The organism is Streptomyces sp. NPDC048417 (genome assembly GCF_040651615.1).
In the GTDB taxonomy this organism is placed as follows: Bacteria; Actinomycetota; Actinomycetes; order Streptomycetales; family Streptomycetaceae; genus Streptomyces.
The window spans coordinates 303817-323544 of record NZ_JBEZKI010000004.1 but is presented as its reverse complement, the minus strand read 5'-3'; the positions used below and the strand labels follow the sequence as shown (position 1 = coordinate 323544).

20 protein-coding genes are annotated in these 19728 nt (G+C 71.9%); 10 read left to right on the top strand and 10 right to left on the bottom strand.

Annotated features, from left to right (window positions below; translation table 11 throughout):
- Nucleotides 1-14: 14 nt before the first annotated feature.
- A complete protein-coding gene (locus tag AB0D59_RS08555) occupies nt 15-749 on the bottom strand; it encodes a hypothetical protein (protein ID WP_362562691.1) in 735 nt (244 codons plus the stop codon).
- 238 nt (nt 750-987) lie between these two features.
- On the opposite strand from AB0D59_RS08555, the gene AB0D59_RS08550 reads away from it, so the two are divergent.
- The 4 genes from AB0D59_RS08550 to AB0D59_RS08535 all read left to right on the top strand — a co-directional run bounded on the left by AB0D59_RS08550 (nt 988) and on the right by AB0D59_RS08535 (nt 5672).
- Nucleotides 988-2907, top strand: coding sequence for an ABC transporter transmembrane domain-containing protein (locus AB0D59_RS08550; protein ID WP_362562688.1), 1920 nt, complete (start codon nt 988-990; stop codon nt 2905-2907).
- Nucleotides 2904-4685 carry an ABC transporter ATP-binding protein gene (locus AB0D59_RS08545; protein ID WP_362562422.1) on the top strand — a complete coding sequence of 594 codons (1782 nt, stop codon included), beginning with the start codon at nt 2904-2906 and terminating at the stop codon, nt 4683-4685. The genes AB0D59_RS08550 and AB0D59_RS08545 overlap by 4 nt, the downstream gene beginning before the upstream one ends.
- Before the next feature lie 195 nt (nt 4686-4880).
- The gene (locus tag AB0D59_RS08540) at nt 4881-5351 is read left to right on the top strand and encodes a DUF5709 domain-containing protein (protein ID WP_362562420.1); all 471 of its coding nucleotides are present in this window, start codon (nt 4881-4883) and stop codon (nt 5349-5351) included.
- Between the two features lie 60 nt (nt 5352-5411).
- Nucleotides 5412-5672: a type B 50S ribosomal protein L31 gene (locus AB0D59_RS08535; RefSeq protein WP_351742345.1), complete on the top strand. Its 261-nt coding sequence runs from the start codon at nt 5412-5414 to the stop codon at nt 5670-5672.
- Nucleotides 5673-5698: 26 nt separating this feature from the next.
- Here AB0D59_RS08535 and AB0D59_RS08530 read toward each other — a convergent pair whose 3' ends face one another.
- Nucleotides 5699-6493, bottom strand: a complete 795-nt coding sequence (locus AB0D59_RS08530) for a metal-dependent hydrolase (protein WP_362562419.1) — start codon at nt 6491-6493, stop codon at nt 5699-5701.
- A gap of 145 nt (nt 6494-6638) precedes the next feature.
- Between AB0D59_RS08530 and AB0D59_RS08525 the strand changes: the two genes are divergently transcribed.
- Nucleotides 6639-9152 (top strand): DUF3516 domain-containing protein, encoded by a 2514-nt coding sequence (locus tag AB0D59_RS08525; protein WP_362562417.1) that lies wholly within the window; start codon nt 6639-6641, stop codon nt 9150-9152.
- Nucleotides 9153-9186: 34 nt separating this feature from the next.
- Nucleotides 9187-10053, top strand: coding sequence for an acyl-CoA thioesterase II (locus AB0D59_RS08520; protein ID WP_362562416.1), 867 nt, complete (start codon nt 9187-9189; stop codon nt 10051-10053).
- A gap of 53 nt (nt 10054-10106) precedes the next feature.
- Here the strand turns inward: AB0D59_RS08520 and AB0D59_RS08515 are convergent, their stop codons facing one another.
- Together AB0D59_RS08515 and AB0D59_RS08510 are read right to left on the bottom strand one after the other, a co-directional pair.
- A complete protein-coding gene (locus AB0D59_RS08515; protein WP_362562415.1) occupies nt 10107-11015 on the bottom strand; it encodes a DUF6397 family protein in 909 nt (302 codons plus the stop codon).
- A gap of 126 nt (nt 11016-11141) precedes the next feature.
- A complete protein-coding gene (locus AB0D59_RS08510) occupies nt 11142-11555 on the bottom strand; it encodes a roadblock/LC7 domain-containing protein (RefSeq protein ID WP_362562412.1) in 414 nt (137 codons plus the stop codon).
- 95 nt (nt 11556-11650) lie between these two features.
- Here AB0D59_RS08510 and AB0D59_RS08505 point away from each other — a divergent pair, with 95 nt between their 5' ends.
- Nucleotides 11651-12079: a PPOX class F420-dependent oxidoreductase gene (locus AB0D59_RS08505; protein WP_362562410.1), complete on the top strand. Its 429-nt coding sequence runs from the start codon at nt 11651-11653 to the stop codon at nt 12077-12079.
- Nucleotides 12080-12083: 4 nt separating this feature from the next.
- On the opposite strand, the gene AB0D59_RS08500 is transcribed toward AB0D59_RS08505, so the two are convergent.
- The 5 genes from AB0D59_RS08500 to AB0D59_RS08480 form a co-directional block, all read right to left on the bottom strand.
- Entirely contained in the window at nt 12084-12692 is a 609-nt protein-coding gene (locus AB0D59_RS08500) for an ATP/GTP-binding protein (RefSeq protein ID WP_362562407.1), read from the bottom strand.
- Nucleotides 12693-12907: 215 nt separating this feature from the next.
- Entirely contained in the window at nt 12908-13321 is a 414-nt protein-coding gene (locus AB0D59_RS08495) for a DUF742 domain-containing protein (RefSeq protein WP_362562405.1), read from the bottom strand.
- 16 nt (nt 13322-13337) lie between these two features.
- Nucleotides 13338-13775, bottom strand: coding sequence for a roadblock/LC7 domain-containing protein (locus AB0D59_RS08490; RefSeq protein ID WP_362562404.1), 438 nt, complete (start codon nt 13773-13775; stop codon nt 13338-13340).
- Nucleotides 13772-16273: a nitrate- and nitrite sensing domain-containing protein gene (locus AB0D59_RS08485; protein WP_362562402.1), complete on the bottom strand. Its 2502-nt coding sequence runs from the start codon at nt 16271-16273 to the stop codon at nt 13772-13774. Before AB0D59_RS08485 ends, AB0D59_RS08490 begins: the two co-directional genes overlap by 4 nt.
- 91 nt (nt 16274-16364) lie before the next feature.
- Nucleotides 16365-17138 carry an MHYT domain-containing protein gene (locus AB0D59_RS08480; protein WP_362562400.1) on the bottom strand — a complete coding sequence of 258 codons (774 nt, stop codon included), beginning with the start codon at nt 17136-17138 and terminating at the stop codon, nt 16365-16367.
- 141 nt (nt 17139-17279) lie between these two features.
- Here AB0D59_RS08480 and AB0D59_RS08475 point away from each other — a divergent pair, with 141 nt between their 5' ends.
- Nucleotides 17280-17888, top strand: a complete 609-nt coding sequence (locus tag AB0D59_RS08475) for a class I SAM-dependent methyltransferase (protein ID WP_362562397.1) — start codon at nt 17280-17282, stop codon at nt 17886-17888.
- Here AB0D59_RS08475 and AB0D59_RS08470 read toward each other — a convergent pair.
- The gene (locus AB0D59_RS08470; protein ID WP_362562394.1) at nt 17885-18634 is read right to left on the bottom strand and encodes an alpha/beta hydrolase; all 750 of its coding nucleotides are present in this window, start codon (nt 18632-18634) and stop codon (nt 17885-17887) included. The two genes, AB0D59_RS08475 and AB0D59_RS08470, sit on opposite strands and share 4 nt — an antisense overlap.
- Before the next feature lie 117 nt (nt 18635-18751).
- Between AB0D59_RS08470 and AB0D59_RS08465 the strand changes: the two genes are divergently transcribed.
- A complete protein-coding gene (locus AB0D59_RS08465) occupies nt 18752-19285 on the top strand; it encodes a PadR family transcriptional regulator (RefSeq protein ID WP_362562392.1) in 534 nt (177 codons plus the stop codon).
- A gap of 117 nt (nt 19286-19402) precedes the next feature.
- Nucleotides 19403-19687 carry a hypothetical protein gene (locus AB0D59_RS08460; RefSeq protein WP_362562685.1) on the top strand — a complete coding sequence of 95 codons (285 nt, stop codon included), beginning with the start codon at nt 19403-19405 and terminating at the stop codon, nt 19685-19687.
- Nucleotides 19688-19728 lie beyond the last annotated feature (41 nt).

Genomic DNA, 19728 nt, shown 5'->3' with positions numbered 1-19728 from the left:
CAACCGGGGTCTCGTCAGGCCAGCAGGTCCGCCCGGTCCCCCATCACCACGACGGGATCGCGCTCCGGGTCGAGCGTGCGGAGCAGGAACCGCATGGCCTCCCCGGAGAGGCTGACGCAGGCCGAGGTACCGCTGCCGTGGTCGAGGTGCAGCCAGATGCCGCCGCCCCGCTCGGCACCCCAGGGGCGGGTGACGTCGTGCGGCGGTGCGCCCCGCAGCCGGTTGTAGTCGATGGCGATGACGTGGTCGAAGTCGTGCCGGTGCGCCGAGTCCCAGTAGTACGGGGGCGCGTAGACGTCCACGTCGTGGGTGTAGGAGAGCCGGGTGCCCGGGTCGGGGAGCACACCGCCCGCGTCGGTGACGGTGAACACGCCGACCGGGCTGCGTCCGTCGCCCGCGTAGTGGTCGGTGGTCCAGCCGTTCCGCCCGTTGTGGGCGGGCCAACTGCCCACCGGGCGCCAGCCATCGCCCCGCAGGCTGTACAGCACGACCATGGCATCGGCCGAGTCCTGGCCCTCGCCGTAGACGGCCAGGACCTGGCTGGAATCGGCGGGGATCTCCGCGCGCAGCCGCTCGCCGACACCGGGCAGCGCGGTCGGGTCGCCGACGGGGACGGCCGGCCTCGGCTGCGCGGCCCGGCCCTCGCCGGCTGCTCTGCCGGGCGCCCCCGGTACGCCGTTCTTCGCACCACCGCCGCTCTCCGGTCCCCCGCAGGCGCTCAGGGCCATCAGGACGGCCCCGAGGGCCATCGCGGTCACAGCGGCCGCACGCCGAACGCTCTTGATCTGCACCCAGCCATCCTGGCATCACATATGCACCCGTTAGCTGAATTTCCCGACGTGGACCGCGTGTTGGGCGGCAAGCCTTGGCCGGAAGACGGTGGATTCCGCCGATCGTCCGGGAAAACCGTTTGATTTCGACCACGCTCCGACGCGAACCTTTCACGGCTTGTCGCCACCTTCCCCCGACACGAGCCGCTGGGACGTCATGCACATTCAAGATCTTCCGTATTCCGATCCGGGCGTGCCGGACGCACGTTCGGGTCCTCGCTTCCTGTGGTGGCTCGGGCGGAATCAGCTGGGTGGCCAGCTCAAGGCGCTGGCCTGGGGACTACTGCACTTCACGGCCGTCTCCGCGCTGCCCTTCTGCGTGGGGTTCGCCGTCCAGGCCGTCGTGGACCGCTCCGGCACCCGTCTGGCGCTGACGGGCGGTCTGCTCGTGCTGTGCGGTGCGGCGATCGCCGTCGGCGACACCTTCCTGCACCGGGCCGCCGTCACCAACTGGATCACTGCGGCCGCCCGCGTCCAGCAACTGCTCGCCCGCAAGGCCGCCCAGCTGGGTTCGGCGCTGACCCAGAGGGTGGCGGCCGGCGAGGTGGTCGCCGTCTCCACCGGCGACGTCGAGAAGATCGGCTGGTTCGTCGAGGCGGTCTCCCGGTTCACCGCGGCCGCCCTGACGGTCGTCGTGGTCGGCGTGGGCCTGCTCTTCTACCAGCCCGCACTCGGCTGGGTGGTTGCCGCGGGACTGCCGCTGGTGGCGCTGGCCGTGCTGCCGCTGCTGCCCCGGGCGACCCGGCGCGCCGACTTCCAGCGCGCGAAGGCCGGCCGGGCCACCGAGCTGGCCTCGGACACCGTGGCGGGGCTGCGCGTGCTGCGCGGCATCGGCGGCGAGGACCTCTTCCTCGACCGCTACCGCCGTGCCTCCCAGGAGGTGCGGCGGGCCGCCGTGCGCAGCGCCCGGATGTGGTCCCTGATCGCCGCGATCCAGGTGCTGGTGCCCGGGCTGCTGCTGATCGCGGTGGTCTGGCACGGCGTCCACCTCGCCCGGCAGGGCCGTGTCACCGTCGGCGAACTGGTCACCGTCTACAGCTCGGTCATGATCCTCAATTACCCCTTGCAGCACTTCACCGAGATCGCGATGGCGTACTCCTTCTCGCGCCCCTCGGCGAAACGGGCCGCCCGGGTGCTCTCCCTGGAACGGGCCACCGACACCGGCGGCTCGCGCACGGACGCGGTGCCGGACGGCGACCTGTACGACCCGGACACCGGTCTGCTGGCACCCGCGGGCCGGCTGACCGCCGTGGTCTGCGGCGACCCGGACGCGGCCGGCCACCTCGCCGAACGGCTGGGCGGCCACCCCGCCGAGGCCGCCACCTCCGTGCTGCTCGGCGGCGTACCGCTCGACGAACTGCCTCTGGAGACCGCCCGCACCGCGGTGCTCGTCCAGGACAAGGACCCGGTGCTGCTCTCCGGTTCGCTGCGCGAACTGCTCGACGTCCCGGCCTCCGGCGCCGTGCGGGCCGAGGACGCGCTGGCCGCCGCCCAGTGCGCGGACGTCCTGGAAGCCCTGGTCCAGGGCTCGTTGGACGTCATCGACCCGCTGGACGCCCGGATCACCGAGCGGGGCCGCTCCCTGTCGGGCGGCCAGCGCCAGCGGCTCGCGCTGGCCCGGTCGCTGATCACCGACCCCGAGGTGCTCGTCCTGGACGAGCCGACCTCCGCCGTCGACTCGCACACCGAGGCGCGGATCGCGGAGGGCATCCGCGAGGTTCGGTCCGGCCGTACGACCGTGCTGTTCACCTCCTCGCCGCTGCTGCTCGACCGGGCCGACCGGGTCGTCCTCGTCCACGAGGGCGAGGTCGGGGCGGTCGGCGTGCACCGCGAACTGGTGCGCACCGAGCCCCGGTACCGGGCGGTGGTGACCCGGGAGACGGACGACGAAGCCGCCCTCCGGAACACGAGGGACCACGACGGCGCCCCGCGAGGCGGCGCGCTCAAGGAGAAAGAGGCCGCGCTGCGAGGCGGCACGCCCGAGCAGAAAGAAGCCGCGCTGCGAGGCGGCGCGCCCGAGCAGAAAGAAGCCGCGCTGCGAGGCGGCGCGCTGGAAGAGATCGAGGAAAGCGCATGATCGGCGTCGCACCACCGGCGTACGACCCGGCGGCCCCGACGACGGCCACCACGCTGCCCGTCGGCGCCACCTCGACCGTGCGCGCCTACGTGGCCGAACTGTTCCGCCGGCATCGCCGGGCCTTCTCCGTCCTCATCATGGTCAACACGGTGGCCGTGATCGCCTCCATGGCCGGCCCGTACCTGCTCGGCGGACTGATCGACCGGGTGTCGGACGGTGCCCGTGAACTCCATCTGGGCCTGACCATCGGCCTGTTCGTGCTCGCGCTCGCCGTCCAGGCCGTGTTCGTGCGCGAGGTACGGCTGCGCGGCGCCGTGCTCGGCGAGCGGATGCTGGCCGACCTGCGCGAGGACTTCCTCGTCCGGTCCGTCGGGCTGCCGCCGGGCGTCCTGGAGCGGGCGGGCACGGGCGACCTGTTGTCCCGGATCACCACCGACATCGACCGGCTCGCCAACGCCATGCGGGAGGCCGTGCCGCAGCTGTCGATCGGCGTCGTGTGGGTGGTGCTGCTGCTCGGCGGGCTCGTGGTCACGGCACCGCCGCTGGCCGCCGCCGTGCTGCTCGCCCTGCCGATCCTGGTGATCGTCTGCCGCTGGTACTTCAGGCGGGCGCCCTCCGGCTACCGCTCCGAGGCCGCCGGGTACGCGTCCGTGGCCGCCGCCCTCGCGGAGTCCGTGGACGCCGGGCACACCGTCGAGGCGCACCGGCTCGGCGCCCGGCGCATCGCCCTGTCGGAACGCCGGGTCAAGGAGTGGACGGCATGGGAGCGCTACACGCTGTGGCTGCGGTCGGTGCTGTTCCCGGCCGTGAACGCCACCCACACCACCGTGCTGGGCTCGGTGCTGATGATCGGCGGCGTCCTCGTCCTCAACGGCCGGCTCGACGTGGGCCAGCTGACCACGGGCGCCCTCATCGCCCAGATGCTCGTCGAGCCGGTGAACCTGATCCTGCGCTGGTACGACGAGGTGCAGGTCGCCCAGGTGTCGCTGGCCCGGCTGGTCGGCGTCCGGGACATCGAGCCGGACGCCGGTGACGCCTCGCTGGCCCCCGACGGCCGGGAGGTGCACGCGGACGAGGTCCGCTTCGGCTACCTGCAGGGAGTCGACGTGCTGCGCGAGGTCTCCCTTGAGGTCGCGCCCGGCACCCGGCTCGCCCTGGTCGGCCCCTCGGGCGCGGGCAAGTCCACCCTGGGCCGGCTGCTCGCCGGGATCTACGCGCCCCGCGACGGCCGGATCACCCTCGGCGGCGCCGAGCTGTCCCGGATGACCGCCGAACGGGTCCGCTCCCATGTCGCCCTCGTCAACCAGGAACACCACGTCTTCGTGGGCTCTCTGCGCGACAACCTGCTGCTCGCCCGGACCGGCGCCGAGGACGCCGAGCTGTGGGCGGCCCTGGGCGCGGTCGACGCGGACGGCTGGGCGCGGGCCCTGGAGCAGGGTCTGGACACCGAGGTCGGCTCCGGCGGTCTCACGCTGACCCCGGCACAGGCCCAGCAGATCGCGCTGGCCCGGCTGGTGCTGGCCGACCCGCACACCCTGGTCCTGGACGAGGCGACCTCGCTCCTCGACCCGCGCGCGGCCCGCCATCTGGAGCGGTCCCTGGCCCGGGTCCTCGACGGCCGCACCGTGGTCGCCATCGCCCACCGGCTGCACACGGCCCATGACGCGGATGTCATCGCCGTGGTCGAGAACGGCCGGATCAGCGAGCTCGGCAGCCACGACGAGCTGGTGGCGGCCGACGGCGCCTACGCGGCGCTGTGGCGGTCGTGGCACGGGTGACCGGCCGTGGCACGGGGTGCGCGTCGCAGGTCGCGCCCCGTGCCGTTGCGCGGGTACGAGCAGGGGTGGAAGGCTGGAGAGCGGCACCGGTTCGGGGACGGGCCGGGAACCGTAGGGTTCGCGGCGCGTGTGGCCCGTGCCGAGCGTGCCGGCGGCCCGCCCCTCGGACCGCCGCCTCACCCCCTGGAGGTAGCCGTGACCACCGCCGACGGATGGGGGGACGACGTCTACCAGCCCGACGGATCCGAGATCCGCGAGGACACGGGACTGCTCGACGTGGAGGACACGCTGGAGTCCGACGGCGTCAGCGATCCCCTGGACCGGGGCTGGTCCCCGCCCGAGCGGCCGTGGGCCGTGGAGCACACCGGGGTCACCGCGGCGGAGGGCCACCGCGGCGAGACCCTGGACCAGCGCCTCGCCGAGGAGCTGCCCGATCCGGCCGTGCCCGACGGCGACGGCATCGGCGACTGTCAGGGCAGCGACGGCGAACTGCTGGACAACGAGGTCGGCGATCTGCGCTCCGGCCGCCTCGTGGCACCCGACGAGGGGGCGCACGAGGACGACGAGAACGGTCTCGTCGCCACGGACGTCGGCATCGACGGCGCCGGCGCCTCCGCCGAGGAGGCCGCGATGCACATCGTCGACGAGGACACCGCCTACGGCTGACGCCGAATCCCTCTGCTCGACCGCCCCGACCGCCCCGACCGCCTTGTTCGAGGAGCCTCCATGCAGCAGGACAAGCACCCCGACTACCACCCGGTGGTCTTCCGCGACCGCGCCGCCGGATACGCGTTCCTGACCCGGTCCACCGCGACCAGCGACCAGACCATCGACTGGGACGACGGCCAGACCTACCCGGTGGTCGACGTGGAGATCTCCTCGGAGAGCCACCCCTTCTACACCGGGAAGGCCCGCACGGTGGACACCGAGGGCCGCGTCGCCGCGTTCGAGCGGCGCTACGGGGGTGGCTCGGGGCAGACCGGTTGACTCCGGAGCCCCTGGAGCCCCTGCGGTCAGATCACGTTCAGGGCAGCCGCGCAGCCTATGCCGCCCAGCACCATGAACACGGGCATCAGCACCTTGAGCTCGACCCAGCTGCCCGCGCGGAAACGCATCACCTTCGGCGGGCCCAGCGGGTACCAGCGCTTGCGGCCGATCGGGATGGGCCACAGGATCGGGCAGCCGGAGACGGTCAGCGCGTCCCCGATGTCGTGCACCAGCGCCCCCAGCACCACCGGCAGCCCCAGCCACAGGTACTCCTGGCCGGGCTGGGTGAACAGCCAGTCCGAGCCGTTGCCCGGCTTGTCCAGGATGCCCGCCAGGATCCAGGCGCTGGTCCCCGCGAGCAGCCACACCAGCACGTCGCTGCTGGAGCCGCGGGCGGCCCGCCACAGCAGGCCTTCGATCGCCAGCACCATGTGTGCGAAGAGGATCGCCAGCACTGCCCAGCGGCCACCGAGAATGGCCGCGGCGGAACAGCCCCCGCCGATCAGCGCCGCCCACACCCAGGTGTGGGTCAGCGTGCGGTGACCGCCGGAGCGGCGCGGGTCGCCCGGCTTCCGGGTCGCCTTGTAGACGGCGTAGGAGAGCTTGTCGACGATCTCGCAGAGCCAGCGCGACAGCGGTCCGAAGGCGCGCGAGATGGTGGCGGCCTTGTGGTCGAGGTCCGGAGCGAGGGCGGCGCCGGCGCAGATCAGTGCCCCGACCAGGAGCACCGGCCAGGGCATCCCGTGCCCGGCCGCGGCGGCCGCGGCTCCGACGCCGAGCCAGGCGGCGGCTCCCGACAGTGAGTGTGCTGGTCCCATCATGGCCGCTGTGCGCCCCATTCCTCGTGTGCCGCTGTCCAGTTGACCGGGTGCGATGACGCTCCGTCGGCGACACAGCATAGGGGTCGTGATCTTCGGGCTCGCAGCCGATTCCCCCCTCGGCGGTCGGGCCAGGCAAGATGGGTGCGTGACCCTCATCGATCGACTGCCGCCGACCGCCGACCCCGACGCCCTGTACGAAGCCTTCGAGTCCTGGGCTCAGGAGCGCGGTCTCACGCTCTACCCCCACCAGGAGGAGGCGCTGATCGAGGCGGTCTCCGGGGCGAACGTGATCGTGTCGACACCGACCGGCTCCGGCAAGAGCATGATCGCCGCGGGCGCGCACTTCGCCGCCCTGGCCCGGGACGAGGTCACCTTCTACACGGCGCCGATCAAGGCGCTGGTGTCGGAGAAGTTCTTCGAGCTGTGCAAGATCTTCGGCACCGAGAACGTCGGCATGCTCACCGGCGACGCCTCCGTGAACTCCGACGCACCCGTCATCTGCTGCACCGCCGAGGTGCTCGCCTCCATCGCCCTGCGCGACGGCAAGCAGGCGGACGTCGGCCAGGTCGTCATGGACGAGTTCCACTTCTACGCCGAGGGCGACCGCGGCTGGGCCTGGCAGATTCCGCTCCTGGAACTGCCGCGGGCGCAGTTCATCCTGATGTCCGCCACCCTCGGCGACGTCTCCTTCTTCGAGCAGGACCTCGCCCGCCGCACCGGCCGTCCCACCTCGGTGGTCCGCTCGGCGACCCGACCGGTGCCGCTGTCCTACGAGTACAAGTTCACCCCGCTCACCGAGACGCTCACCGAACTGCTGGAGAGCAGGCAGGCGCCGGTGTACATCGTGCACTTCACCCAGGCGCAGGCGGTGGAGCGGGCACAGGCGCTGATGAGCATCAACATGTGCTCGAAGGAGGAGAAGGAGCAGATCGCCGAGCTGATCGGCAACTTCCGGTTCACCACCAAGTTCGGCCGCAACCTCTCCCGGTACGTCCGGCACGGCATCGGCGTGCACCACGCCGGCATGCTCCCCAAGTACCGACGTCTGGTGGAGAAGCTCGCGCAGGCCGGTCTGCTGAAGGTCATCTGCGGCACCGACACCCTGGGCGTGGGGGTCAACGTGCCCATCCGCACGGTGTTGTTCACCGCCCTCACCAAGTACGACGGCAACCGGGTGCGTACGCTGCGCGCCCGGGAGTTCCACCAGATCGCCGGCCGCGCGGGCCGGGCCGGCTTCGACACGGCCGGGCTGGTGGTCGCGCAGGCGCCCGAGCACGTCATCGAGAACGAGAAGGCACTCGCGAAGGCGGGCGACGACCCGAAGAAGCGGCGCAAGGTGGTGCGCAAGAAGGCGCCGGAGGGCTTCGTCGCCTGGTCGGAGACCACGTTCGAGAAGCTGATCGCGTCCGAGCCGGAGCCGCTGACGTCGCGTTTCCGGGTGACGCACACCATGCTGCTGTCGGTGATCGCCCGCCCGGGCAACGCCTTCGAGGCGATGCGCCATCTGCTGGAGGACAACCACGAGCCGCGCAAGCAGCAGCTGCGCCACATCCGCCGGGCGATCGCCATCTACCGCTCGCTCCTCGACGGCGGCATCGTCGAGAAGCTGGACGAACCGGACGCGACCGGCCGTATCGTCCGCCTCACGGTCGACCTCCAGCAGGACTTCGCGCTCAACCAGCCGCTGTCCACGTTCGCCCTCGCCGCGTTCGAACTCCTCGACCCCGAATCGCCGTCCTACGCCCTTGACATGGTGTCCGTCGTCGAGTCCACCCTGGACGACCCGCGGCAGATCCTGGTCGCCCAGCTGAACAAGGCGAAGGGCGAGGCGGTGGCCGCGATGAAGGCGGACGGCGTCGAGTACGAGGAGCGCATGGAGCGCCTCCAGGACGTCACCTACCCGAAGCCCCTGGAAGAGCTGCTCTTCCACGCGTACGACACCTACCGCAAGAGCCACCCGTGGGTCGGCGACCATCCGCTGTCGCCGAAGTCGGTCATCCGGGACATGTACGAACGGGCGATGTCCTTCACCGAGTTGGTGTCCTTCTACGAGCTGGCCCGCACCGAGGGCATCGTGCTGCGCTACCTGGCGAGCGCGTACAAGACGCTGGACCACAACATCCCCGACGACCTCAAGTCCGAGGACCTGCAGGACCTGATCGAGTGGCTGGGCGAGATGGTCCGCCAGGTCGACTCCAGTCTGCTGGACGAGTGGGAGCAGCTCGCCAATCCGGAGGAGATGACGGCCGAGGAGGCCCAGGAGAAGGCCGACGAGGTCAAGCCGGTCACCGCCAACGCGCGCGCCTTCCGGGTCCTGGTCCGCAACGCGATGTTCCGGCGCGTGGAGCTGGCCGCCCTCGACCACGTCGAGGAACTGGGCGAGCTGGACGCGGAGTCCGGCTGGGACGCCGACGCCTGGGGCGAGGCCATGGACAAGTACTGGGACGAGTACGAGGACCTGGGCACCGGCCCCGACGCCCGCGGCCCCAAGCTGCTCGTGATCCAGGAGGAGCCGCAGAACGCGCTGTGGCGCGTCCGGCAGATCTTCGACGACCCGAACGACGACCACGACTGGGGCATCAGCGCGGAGGTCGACCTGACGGCCTCCGACGCCGAAGGCCGCGCGGTCGTTCGCGTCACCGATGTCGGCCAGCTCTGACCCGGCCCGTTCTGACCACAGGAGAACCCCACCGATGACGAACCCGGCCGAGAGACTGGTCGACCTGCTCGACCTGGAGCAGATCGAGGTCAACATCTTCCGTGGCCGCAGTCCCCAGGAGTCCATCCAGCGGGTCTTCGGCGGCCAGGTGGCGGGCCAGGCGCTGGTCGCCGCCGGCCGCACCACCGAGTGCGACCGCCCGGTGCACTCGCTGCACGCGTACTTCCTGCGCCCGGGCCGGCCCGGCGTGCCGATCGTGTACCAGGTCGAACGGATCCGGGACGGGCGGTCGTTCACGACGCGCCGGGTCACCGCCGTGCAGCACGGCCGCACGATCTTCAATCTGACCGCCTCCTTCCACAAGCCTGAGGTGGGAGCTTTCGAGCACCAGCTGCCGCCGGCCCGCGAGATGCCGCACCCGGAGTCGCTGCCGACGCTCGCCGAGGAGATCCGCAAGCATCTGGGTGAGCTGCCCGAGCAGTTGGAGCGGATGGCGCGCCGTCAGCCCTTCGACATCCGCTATGTCGACCGGCTGCGCTGGAACCCCGAGGAGATAGCGGGCGCCGAGCCGCGCAGCGCGGTGTGGATGCGTGCGGTCGGTCCGCTGGGCGACGATCCGCTGGTGCACACCTGCGCGCTGACCTACGCCAGCGACATGACTCTCCTGGACGCGGTGCGGGTCCCCGTCGAGCCCCTGTGGGGGCCGCGGAACTTCGACATGGCCTCGCTGGACCACGCCATGTGGTTCCACCGGCCGTTCCGTGCGGACGAGTGGTTCCTGTACGAGCAGGAGTCCCCCATCGCCACGGGTGGCCTGGGCCTGGCCCGCGGGCGGGTCTATGACCTGGAGGGGCGACTGCTGGTGTCAGTCGTCCAGGAGGGGCTGTTCAGGGCTCTGTAGAAGAGAAGAGCCGCGAGAGAGCCGCTTGGGCCCGGAGCTCCTTCAGGGCGTCATCAGTGGGCGAGGCGGGGGCTTCTGCGGCGCAGCCAGCCTCGCAGGCCGTGCGCGGGCCCCGATTGGGCCGGTGCCTGATGCTGCGCCTGCGCGACAGGGCGGGGCGGATGCGCGGCCGAGCGGTGCGGTTGCTCGGCAGGGTGGGGCGCGGGGCGGAAAGTGCGGGCTTCCGTCACGGCCCGTGCCAGGTCGTTGCGGAACCAGTCGATCTCGTCCGGCTCGTCCGCCGTCATCAGCTCCTCGGCGAGCAGCGCGGTCGGCGAGCCCGGTGCGCCGTGGGCGGGCGGGGCGGGCCGGAAGGCCTGGACATACGCCCGCTCGTGAGGATCCGTCACAGCGTCGTCGATCTCACCGGGGTCCAGGAAGCCGGCCACCACCCCGGCTCGCTCCCACGGCCCGCCGGCCGCCCGCAGCAGGAAACCGCAGTGGCGTCCGCGCCAGTTACGGGCCCGCTGGTCCGCTCCCGCCCTGAGCCGGTCACGCAACTCCTCGGGCGTACGGCCGGTGAACAGCCGTGCGTTCTTCTCGTCGGCCGCGAACTGCCGTAGCTCATCCGCCAGATAGAGCCAGACCACGGCCCGGTAGCGGTTCGGGTACCAGTTCACGGGAGTCACCAGGCCGAGTTTCGCGAAGCGGGTGAACCTGCCCGCCGGGATCTCCATCAGGGCCGCGCCCTCGGTCGTACCGACGGCTCGCACGCTCTCGCGGAGGGTGTCGGCCCGTACCTGGAGCCGCTCGATCTCGCTCCGGGAGACACGGCGGCCTCCGCCGCCCTCGTCAGGCACTGTGCGGATCCGGCCAAGATGTACCGCGAGGTCGAACTCGCCTCGCCTGAGGCCCAGTTCACGAGCGGCGCGGCTGAACGTGCAGGTGAGCTGGCGAGGTCGGGCGATGGTGGTGCCGGTCATGGTCGTTCTCCCCCGTGGAGCGGGTGGCTCGCGCCGGATGCGCTCGCCGTGGAAAAACCGTAGCCGCTCCGGCGGATCTCGTGGCGGGCCTGTGGATAACTCCGCGGCAGAGGATGAAATGGCAGGTCAGAGGTCTACTATCGAGGAACGCTCTGGTTGCCGGGCGTCCACGCCGAGGTGTTCACCGACCCGGTTGACGAGCAGTGTCATCTCGTAGGCGATCTGGCCGATGTCCGCCTCCGCGCCGCTGAGGACGCACAGACAGCTGCCGGTTCCGGCGGCGGTGACGAACAGGACGGCGTCGTCGTACTCGATCATCGTCTGGCGGACCTGGCCCGCGCCGAAGTGGCGTCCCGAGCCCTTGGCAAGGCTGTGCAGCCCGGAGGCGACGGCGGCCAGATGCTCCGCGTCCTCCCGGCGAAGGCCCGTGCTCGCTCCGGTGACCAGCCCGTCGTTCGACAGGACCAGCGCATGACGTACGTGCTCCACGCGCTCGGTCAGGTCGTCGAGCAGCCAGCCGAGTCCCTGGTTCTGCGCCATGTCGTAGCGTCTCCCCGTATGCCGTCTCCCCCTGGCTGGAGGATCTCCCCGCCAGCCTTCACCACCACCGGCGTCCGGGCAAGGAGGATGGGGACATGGCACAGAAGATGACCGACGAGGAATGGCGGGCGTTCGTCTCGCACGGCACCCGCACCGGCAAACTGTCCACCGTCAACGCCGACGGCAGTCCGCACGTGGCCCCCGTCTGGTTCCTGCTGGACGGGGACGACCTGGTCTTCAACACCGGCAAGGAGACCGTGAAGGGACGCAATCTCACCCGCGACGGGCGGGTCGCCCTGTGCGTGGACGACGACCGGCCCCCCTTCCATTTCGTGGTGCTGAACGGGCGCGCCCGGCTGTCCGAGGAACTGGGTGAGTTGCGTGATGCGGCCACCCGGATCGCGGCCCGTTACATGGGAGAGGAGCGCGCGGAGGAGTTCGGTGCCCGCAACGGCGTCCCGGGTGAGCTGCTGGTCCGGGTCACTGTGGAGAAGGTGGTGGCGCACAAGGACCTCACGGGCTGAGGCCTCAGCCCACCGAGTCGAGGAGCCGGGCGGTGTGCATCCGCCCGGCGTACTCGACGAGCCGGATCAGCACCTCCTTGCCGGAGTCCCGGTCCCGGGCGTCGCACAGCACCACGGGCGTGCCCGGGTCCAGGTCCAGGGCGCGGGAGACGTCGCGCGCACCGTAGGTCCGGGTGCCGACGAAGCAGTTGACGGCGACTACGAACGGGATGTGCCGGTGCTCGAAGTAGTCGACCGCCGGGAAGCAGTCCTCCAGGCGGCGGGTGTCGGCGAGGACGACGGCGCCGAGGGCTCCTTGCGACAGCTCGTCCCAGAGGAACCAGAAGCGGTCCTGGCCGGGGGTGCCGAAGAGGTAGAGGGAGAGCCCGGAGCGGATGGTGATGCGGCCGAAGTCCATGGCGACGGTGGTGGTGACTTTCTGGTCCACCCCGTCCGTGTCGTCCACCAGCTGGCCTGCTTCGCTGAGCATTTCCTCGGTGCGCAGCGGCCGGATCTCACTGACGGCGCCGACCAGGGTCGTCTTCCCGACCCCGAAGCCGCCGGCGACCAATATCTTGAGCGCCATGGCCGACGTGTCGTCGTCGGCGGCGGGCTCGGAGTACTCGGAGACCATGATCACTTCTCTCGGGAGGGCCGGCTGCGGTCGACATGCTCGGGAGGCAAGAGGGCTCGGGACGGGCGGTGGCGCGGCTCGGGCTGCGCGGGGCGCCGCTCGGGCTGCGCGGGACGCGAAGCCAGCATCATGACAACCGCAGCCCCCTCGCGGGCGGTTGTACCGGAACGCGTCTGTTCTGACCGGTGCGCGCCCGGTTGGTTCCGGATGCTCATCTACAGTGCCCGCAATCCCGCGATGACCTCGCGCAGAATCCGTTCGTCGGGAAGCTGGGCCGGTGGCACCGGACGGCTCACGGTGACACAGCCCAGTTCCAGCAGGTCGCCCAGGAGCACCCGGACCACGCCCACGGGAAGGTCGGCACCGGCGGCGAGCTCGGCGACGGACTGTGTCTCCACCCGGCACAGGTCGATCAGCGCCCGGTGTTCGGGGCCGAGCACGGTGTCGTCGTCGACACCGGGTGCGCCCGGGTCGAGTGTGACCAGGGCGATCAGGTCGAACCGCACTCCGGTGGGGCCGGGTTTGGTGCGGCCGCCGGTCATGGCGTAGGGGCGGACGAGAGGTCCGGCCTCGCCGTCGTACCACTGGCTGCCCGGCTCGCGCGGGGCGCCGATCGTGTGTTCGGTCATCGGTGGTGCTTCCGGGTCATCCGACGACGGGCGGCCGGGCGGCGACCCGGGGCGCGGTGTAGAGGTGCTCGCCGACCCGCTTGACGAGGCGTGCCATCTCGTAGGCGACCAGGCCGATGTCGGCGGTGACGGCGGTGAGCACGGCGAGGCAGGATCCGTCGCCGGCGGCGGCCACGAAGAGAAAGGCGTCGTCCATCTCGACCATGGTCTGGCGCACCCCGCCCGCCCCGAAGTGCCGTCCCGTGCCCTTGGCGAGGCTGTTGAAGCCGGAGGCGACGGCGGCGAGGTGCTCGGCGTCCTCACGCCCGAGGGCGGTCGAGGCGCCGACGGCGAGGCCGTCGTTGGACAGCACCACGGCATGCTGTACTTCCTCGACGCGCAGCACCAGGTCGTCCAGCAGCCAGTCGAGTTCGCCGGAGCGGCGGTCGGCCCTCATGCTCGGGTCCTGGATCATGCGCGGTCTCCTTCGGTGCTGTCGGTGCCCTCTTCGGGTTCCGGTGTGGCTGCACGGCCGGATTGCCTGCCGCCGCCGCGCGCCCAGCCGTCCCGGTAGGCCGTCATGCGGTCACGGACGAGTTCGGGGGTGCGTTCGTCCCGTCGCCGGACGGGCGCGGGTTCCTCGGTGCGTGGATCGCGCAGTTGGGAGGCGAGGTTCGCCTGCCGCACCCGGCGTGGGAGGTCGTCCTCGCCGGCCTCGGAGTCGTGCGGTGGGCGGTGCGGCCTCAAGGTCGTGACTCCGGGGGGTGGCGGCTCGGGCGCCGGGTGCGGGGTGGTGTGGGCGGTGGCGAGGGCGGGACGGGCGGCGGGGACGGCGGTCTGTGGAAGGGCGGGCCCGGGCACGCGCGCGTACTCGCGTTCCGGAGCCTGTTCGATGCCGGCCGCCGGACGGCCGGATCGTTCCGCCGCACCACCGTGCAGCAGGGCCTTCGGCAGCAGGACCACCGCGGTGGTGCCGCCGTAGGGGGAGGTGCGCAGGTGCACCTTGATGCCGTGGCGGGCCGCGAGCCTGCTGACGACGAAGAGGCCGAGCCGGTCGCTGTCGAACAGGTCGAGGGCCTCGGACTGCTCGATGCGCCGGTTGGCCTCGGCGAGGGTCTCCTCGCCCATGCCGAGTCCGCGGTCCTCGACCTCCAGGGCGTAGCCGTTGCCGACGGGTTCCCCGGTGACGCGCACGCGCGTGTGCGGGGGCGAGAACTGGGCGGCGTTCTCGACGACCTCGGCGAGCAGATGGGTGAGGTCGGCGACGGCCGCGCCGACGACGGCTGCCTCGGGGAGCTGGCGTACCTCCACGCGCGCGTAGTCCTCGACTTCGGACACGGCGGCCCGTACGACGTTGGTCAGGGACACCGGCATGCGCCAGGCCCGGCCGGGGGCCGCCCCGGAGAGGATGATCAGGCTCTCCGCGTGGCGGCGCATCCGGGTGGTGAGGTGGTCGAGGCGGAAGAGGTCGCTCAGTTCGTTGGGGTCGTCGGACCGGCGTTCCATGCTGTCCAGCAGGCTCAGCTGGCGGTGGACCAGGACCTGGCTGCGGCGGGCGAGGTTGACGAACACGCCCGAGATGCCGCTGGCGAGTTCGGCGCGCTCCACGGCGGCGCGCAGGGCGGCACGGTGGACGGTGCCGAGGGCCTCCGCGACCTGTGCGGTCTCGTCCTCCGCGGGCGGCCCCGGGGGTGCCTCCGCGCGGACGTCGATCTCCTCGCCGGCCCGCAGTCTGCGCATCGCCTCGGGGAGCTTGCGCCGGGCGATCTCGAGAGCGCCGTTGCGCAGGCTCACCAGCTCGACCACGAGGCCGCGTCCGATGCGTACGGAGATGACGAGCGAGGCGACCACCGCGAGGAGACCGAACAGGACGGCGGCTCCGGCCGGGGTGAGCAGACCGCGTGCGAACGGATCGGCCCGGCCCGCGACCGCGTGTGCCGTTCCGGTCTGGACGCTCCGCATTCCGTCCTGCACGCGTGCGTGAGCGGTGATCCAGGTCGCTTCCGGGACCGCGTCGAGCGCCTTGGCTCCAGGTTGACTCGCGAGGATCTTGTCCTCGGCGGCTTCCAGCGTGGTGTAGTCGTCGCCATGGGCGAGCCGGTGCCAGGTGGTGCCCTGTGCGCCTGGCAGGTCGGCGACGGCCGTGTCGGTGAGGACACGGCGGGTGTCGACGGCGCCGGTGAACAGCCGCAGTCGCTCGCCGTCCAGGCCGCCGGACGGCCGGGCGCCGGCGAGGATCGCGTCCTCCTGGGCCAGCGCCTCTCCCGCGCGGGAGAGTTCGAGCAGCACGCGCGCGTCGGCGCCCATGTCGTCGGCCTGGATGCCGGTGAGGGCGCCGTCCACGGCGAAAGCCATGGCGATGGCCTGTGTGTACCGCCCGTAGGTCTCGTCCCAGCCGACGCCCCGGTTCCGTACCGCCGTGCGCAGCGTGCGCAGCTGCTCGGCGCCGGTGACGAAGGCCTGAAGGCGCTGGGCGACGCCCGAGGGCAGTTCCTCGCTGTCGGCGACGGTGCTGTCCTTGCCGAGCCGCAGCCCCGCCACGGCCTGGTCGGTACGGGCACCGAGCCTCTTGAGGTCGCCGGCCTGTTCGGCGGTGGGGTCGGTCGCGTACCGGACGGCTGCGGTGCGCTCGGCCTGGAGCGCGGCGACAGCGCCTGCGACCGGGGTCCGCAACGCGGCGTCGACGCGTTGGGACTGGCGCAGCCGGGAGACGTCCTGTGCGGTGGTGACCGTGGCGTACGCCCACAGGGCCAGCAGGGACATGACCGGCACCATGAGCAGGCAGACGACCTTGGCCCGCACGGTCCGGGGACGGATTCGCCAGCCTCCGGTGGGCGCGTGGTCGGCCGCGATGCCGACGACGTCGTCGACCGGTTCGTCGGCGGGTGGTCCGGCGTGCGCGCGGCGGCCGCTGGGTGGCCGCTGGGACGGCGTCTGCGGGCCTGCTGTGGGGGTCCTACGGGGTGTACGCATGGCCTCCTCGCTCGGGAGTGGGTCGGGGACCGCGGGGCCGGGTCGGGTCGGCGGGCGGCACTCGGTCGGGTCGGCGCGGGACCGGGGCCGGTCAGCGTGCGGCGCTCGTGACGGGCCGCTGGGCCGAGGCGGACGCCTCGCGCTCCCCGGCCGTGGGCGAGAGCGCGACGAAGGCCGAGGTGAGGAACAGGTAGGACCCGAGGCCTACGGCGAGGGGGAAGATGAACTGCATCGCCGTGGCCCCGGGCAGGGAGGCGCCGGACGGCGTGACGTGCACGCTGACCGCGAACATCCCGGTGTAGTGCATGCTGCTGACGGCCGCTCCCATGACCAGCGACGCGATGGTTACCGCGACGGGTGACTCGATGTTGAGCGCCGCCCACAGGGCCGCGGTCGCGGCGGCCACGGCGATGAGCACGGAGAGCCCGACGAGCATCGGGTCGTAGTGCACGTCACCGTGCAGCCGGACCGCCGCCATGCCGAGGTAGTGCATGCTGGCGACGCCCAGGCCGGTGGTGAGCCCGCCCAGCAGAAGTGCTCGGTTGCGGTCACGGCTGTAGCCGACGGCGAAGACGCCGGCGGTGACCACGATGACGGCGACGAGCAGGCTGAGGATGGTCAGCGGCACGTCGTAGCGGATGTCGGTGCCGCTGACGCCGAAGCCGAGCATGGCCACGAAGTGCATGGTCCAGATGCCGGTACCGAGCGCGGATGCCGCGGTGAGGAGCCAGTTACGGCGCGCGCGGCCGGTGCTGCCGAGCGCGCGGACGGTGCAGCGCAGCCCCAGTGCGGCGCCTATGCAGGCCATGACGTACGACAGCACGGGGGTCAGCCAACCGAAGGTGGCGTGGTCCAGGTGTCCCATGGCCAAGGGACGCTAGGGGGCACGGGAGCACAAAGGGGGCGCATTTCGAAAGGTGTCGCAATATGACCCGGAGATGCGCCGGAACGATCGCGTCCCGCTCGAACGTGCGCGCAGGTTCGTCCTCCGTGACGGTGAGGGAACATGCGGAACATGAGCGAAGACCACACGCACGTCCGGGAGTTCTTCACCGCGCGAGCGGCCGACTGGGACGCCAAGTTCCCCGACGACGGTCCCGCGTACGCGGCGGCCGTGACCGAGTTGGGGCTGCGCACGGGTGACCGGGTGCTCGACGCGGGCTGCGGCACGGGCCGTGCGCTGACACCGCTGCGAGCGGCCGTGGGGCCCTCGGGCGCGGTCCTCGGAATGGACCTGACCCCGGCGATGCTCCAGGCCGCCGTGCAGGCCGGACGGCACCGTGACGGGCGGTTGTTGCTCGCCGACGTCGCCGCCCTACCGGTGCGCTCGGAGTCCCTCGACGCCGTGTTCGCCGCGGGTCTGATCGCTCACCTGCCCCGGCCCGCCCGGAATCTGCGGGAGTTGGCGCGCGTGGTCCGCCCCGGCGGCACGCTCGCCCTGTTCCACCCCATAGGCCGGGCCGCCCTGGCGGCGCGCCAGGGACGGCGGATCACACCCGACGACCTGCGCGCGGAGGGCAACCTCGGGTCGCTGCTGGCCGCTTCGGGCTGGCGCATGGCCTCGTACGTGGACGAGGACGCCCGATTCCTCGCCCTGGCGGTCCGCGGAGGCTAGCCGGCGACCGCCGCGGCGAAGGCGTCGGGACGGTCGAACATGATGTTGTGCCCGGCGCCGGGCACCGTCACCACCCGCACTCCGGACGCCTCCAGCCGGTCCCGCCCGGCGAGTTCACCGCTGAGCTCGCCCTGGAGGTAGACGCGGTCGGCCGTCAGCTCCTCCAGAAGGGTGCGCATCACCGGGTCCGAGCCGCGCCGGAGGCCCACCGCGCTGCGGTGCAGTGCACGCGGGTCGGCCAGCCGCATGGTCGCCGCCCAGACGGGACCCACCTTGTCGAGCACACGCGCGTGGCCGCCGTCGACGAACTCGTCCTCCTCATAGGCGGCGATTCCGCTGCTGCCGGCGGTCGGCGGCGGAAACGCGTCCAGGTTGGCCTCCGTGAGCACCAGCCGCGAGACCAACTCCGGCCGCCGGTGGGCGAGCACGACGGCGACGGAGCCGCCCATGCTGTGCGCGATCAACTCGGCGCCGGCGACTCCCGCCGCGTCCAGTGCGGTGGCCAGCGCGGCGGCGTGGTCGTCCAGCGTGTACCCGAAGTGGGCGGGCCGGTCGCTGATGCCGTGCCCGGGCAGATCGACGAACAGGCTGCGCCTGTCGGAGAGTTCGGGACGGGCCGCGATGTGCGCGTGGTACGCGGCCGATGCCGCCCCGAGCCCGTGGACATACACGCGCGCGGGTTCCGCACCGGGCGACTCCGTCCAGCGGATCCGGCTTCCCCTGCCGTCGAACTCGGCCTGCCGCACAGCACCCTCCCCGATCTCGTCACCGCGTACACCTCAGACAATACATCGCTGTCGAGGTATTGCAAGTCCGATGTATCTGAGGCTGGATGTACAGCGGGAGTGCGGGACAATGCCCGCATGCTGGAACTCGCCATCCTCGGATTCCTGTACGACGCCCCCTTGCACGGCTATGTCCTGCGCAAGCACATCGCCGCACTGACCGGACATGTGCGGCCCGTCGCCGAAGGCACGCTGTATCCGGCGATCAAGCGCCTCGAGAAGGCGGGTCTGCTGGCCCGGGCCACCGAGCCCGGCTCCGTGGCCGCACCGCGCCATGTGCTCACACTCACCGAGGACGGCAGGAGCGAGCTGCGCCGGCGTCTGGCCGAACCGGCGGAGCGCGACATCACCGACGAGAACCGCTGGTTCACGGTGCTCGCCTTCCTCCGTCACCTCGACGCCCCCGCCGCCCAGGCGGCCGTACTGCGCCGGCGGCTGGCCTTCCTGGAGGAACCCTCCAGCTTCTTCTACGACGGCGACCGGCCGATGCGCGCCGAGGAGGTGGACGATCCGTTCCGGCGCGGCATCCTCACCATCGCGCGTGCCACGAGCCGCGCCGAACTCGCCTGGCTGCGCGCCACCGTCGCCTCCCTTGAGGCCGAAGCCGGCTGAGGCGTGCCGTCGGCACCCTCTTCTGTTGCCGGAGCTTCAACCCTACGTTCGGTAGGGGAAGACGAATGTTCGCAAGCGACAGCCGACAGGGGGAAGGTGGCCGGAGTGTTCGACCGGATACGCAAGTACGCAGACCGATTTCGTGGCACCGGGGGCGGGGAACCGCCGGCGCGACGTGAGAGGCGTGGGCACAACTTGTTCGAGGCCGCGGCCGCCTATGTCGCGGCCCGCACGGAGGACGACCAGGACCGGATCGAGGAGGCGGCGGGCTGGGTGTCGCCGGAGGCGCTGTCGTTCGGGGTGAGCGAACTGGCTTGCCGTGCCGTCGTCGCGCTGGCGCGGGAGCGCGGGCAGTCGCCGCGGACGGTGGCGCGCGACCTCCTCGGGCTGCCGGTCGCCTGAAGCTTCGCCCCACCGAGGTCGATTCGTCCCGTCCCGGTGGA

Coding starts and splice junctions, on each gene's coding strand:
- AB0D59_RS08510 (WP_362562412.1), bottom strand. CDS start 11,555: ATGGCGCAGAACCAGGGACTCGGCTGGCTGCTCGACGACCTGACCGAG.
- AB0D59_RS08500 (WP_362562407.1), bottom strand. CDS start 12,692: ATGGTCTCCGAGTACTCCGAGCCCGCCGCCGACGACGACACGTCGGCC.
- AB0D59_RS08485 (WP_362562402.1), bottom strand. CDS start 16,273: ATGCGTACACCCCGTAGGACCCCCACAGCAGGCCCGCAGACGCCGTCC.
- AB0D59_RS08530 (WP_362562419.1), bottom strand. CDS start 6,493: ATGATGGGACCAGCACACTCACTGTCGGGAGCCGCCGCCTGGCTCGGC.
- AB0D59_RS08465 (WP_362562392.1), top strand. CDS start 18,752: ATGCTGGAACTCGCCATCCTCGGATTCCTGTACGACGCCCCCTTGCAC.
- AB0D59_RS08490 (WP_362562404.1), bottom strand. CDS start 13,775: ATGATCCAGGACCCGAGCATGAGGGCCGACCGCCGCTCCGGCGAACTC.
- AB0D59_RS08535 (WP_351742345.1), top strand. CDS start 5,412: ATGCAGCAGGACAAGCACCCCGACTACCACCCGGTGGTCTTCCGCGAC.
- AB0D59_RS08545 (WP_362562422.1), top strand. CDS start 2,904: ATGATCGGCGTCGCACCACCGGCGTACGACCCGGCGGCCCCGACGACG.
- AB0D59_RS08475 (WP_362562397.1), top strand. CDS start 17,280: ATGCGGAACATGAGCGAAGACCACACGCACGTCCGGGAGTTCTTCACC.
- AB0D59_RS08550 (WP_362562688.1), top strand. CDS start 988: ATGCACATTCAAGATCTTCCGTATTCCGATCCGGGCGTGCCGGACGCA.
- AB0D59_RS08505 (WP_362562410.1), top strand. CDS start 11,651: ATGGCACAGAAGATGACCGACGAGGAATGGCGGGCGTTCGTCTCGCAC.
- AB0D59_RS08520 (WP_362562416.1), top strand. CDS start 9,187: ATGACGAACCCGGCCGAGAGACTGGTCGACCTGCTCGACCTGGAGCAG.
- AB0D59_RS08480 (WP_362562400.1), bottom strand. CDS start 17,138: ATGGGACACCTGGACCACGCCACCTTCGGTTGGCTGACCCCCGTGCTG.
- AB0D59_RS08555 (WP_362562691.1), bottom strand. CDS start 749: ATGGCCCTCGGGGCCGTCCTGATGGCCCTGAGCGCCTGCGGGGGACCG.
- AB0D59_RS08495 (WP_362562405.1), bottom strand. CDS start 13,321: ATGACCGAACACACGATCGGCGCCCCGCGCGAGCCGGGCAGCCAGTGG.
- AB0D59_RS08515 (WP_362562415.1), bottom strand. CDS start 11,015: ATGACCGGCACCACCATCGCCCGACCTCGCCAGCTCACCTGCACGTTC.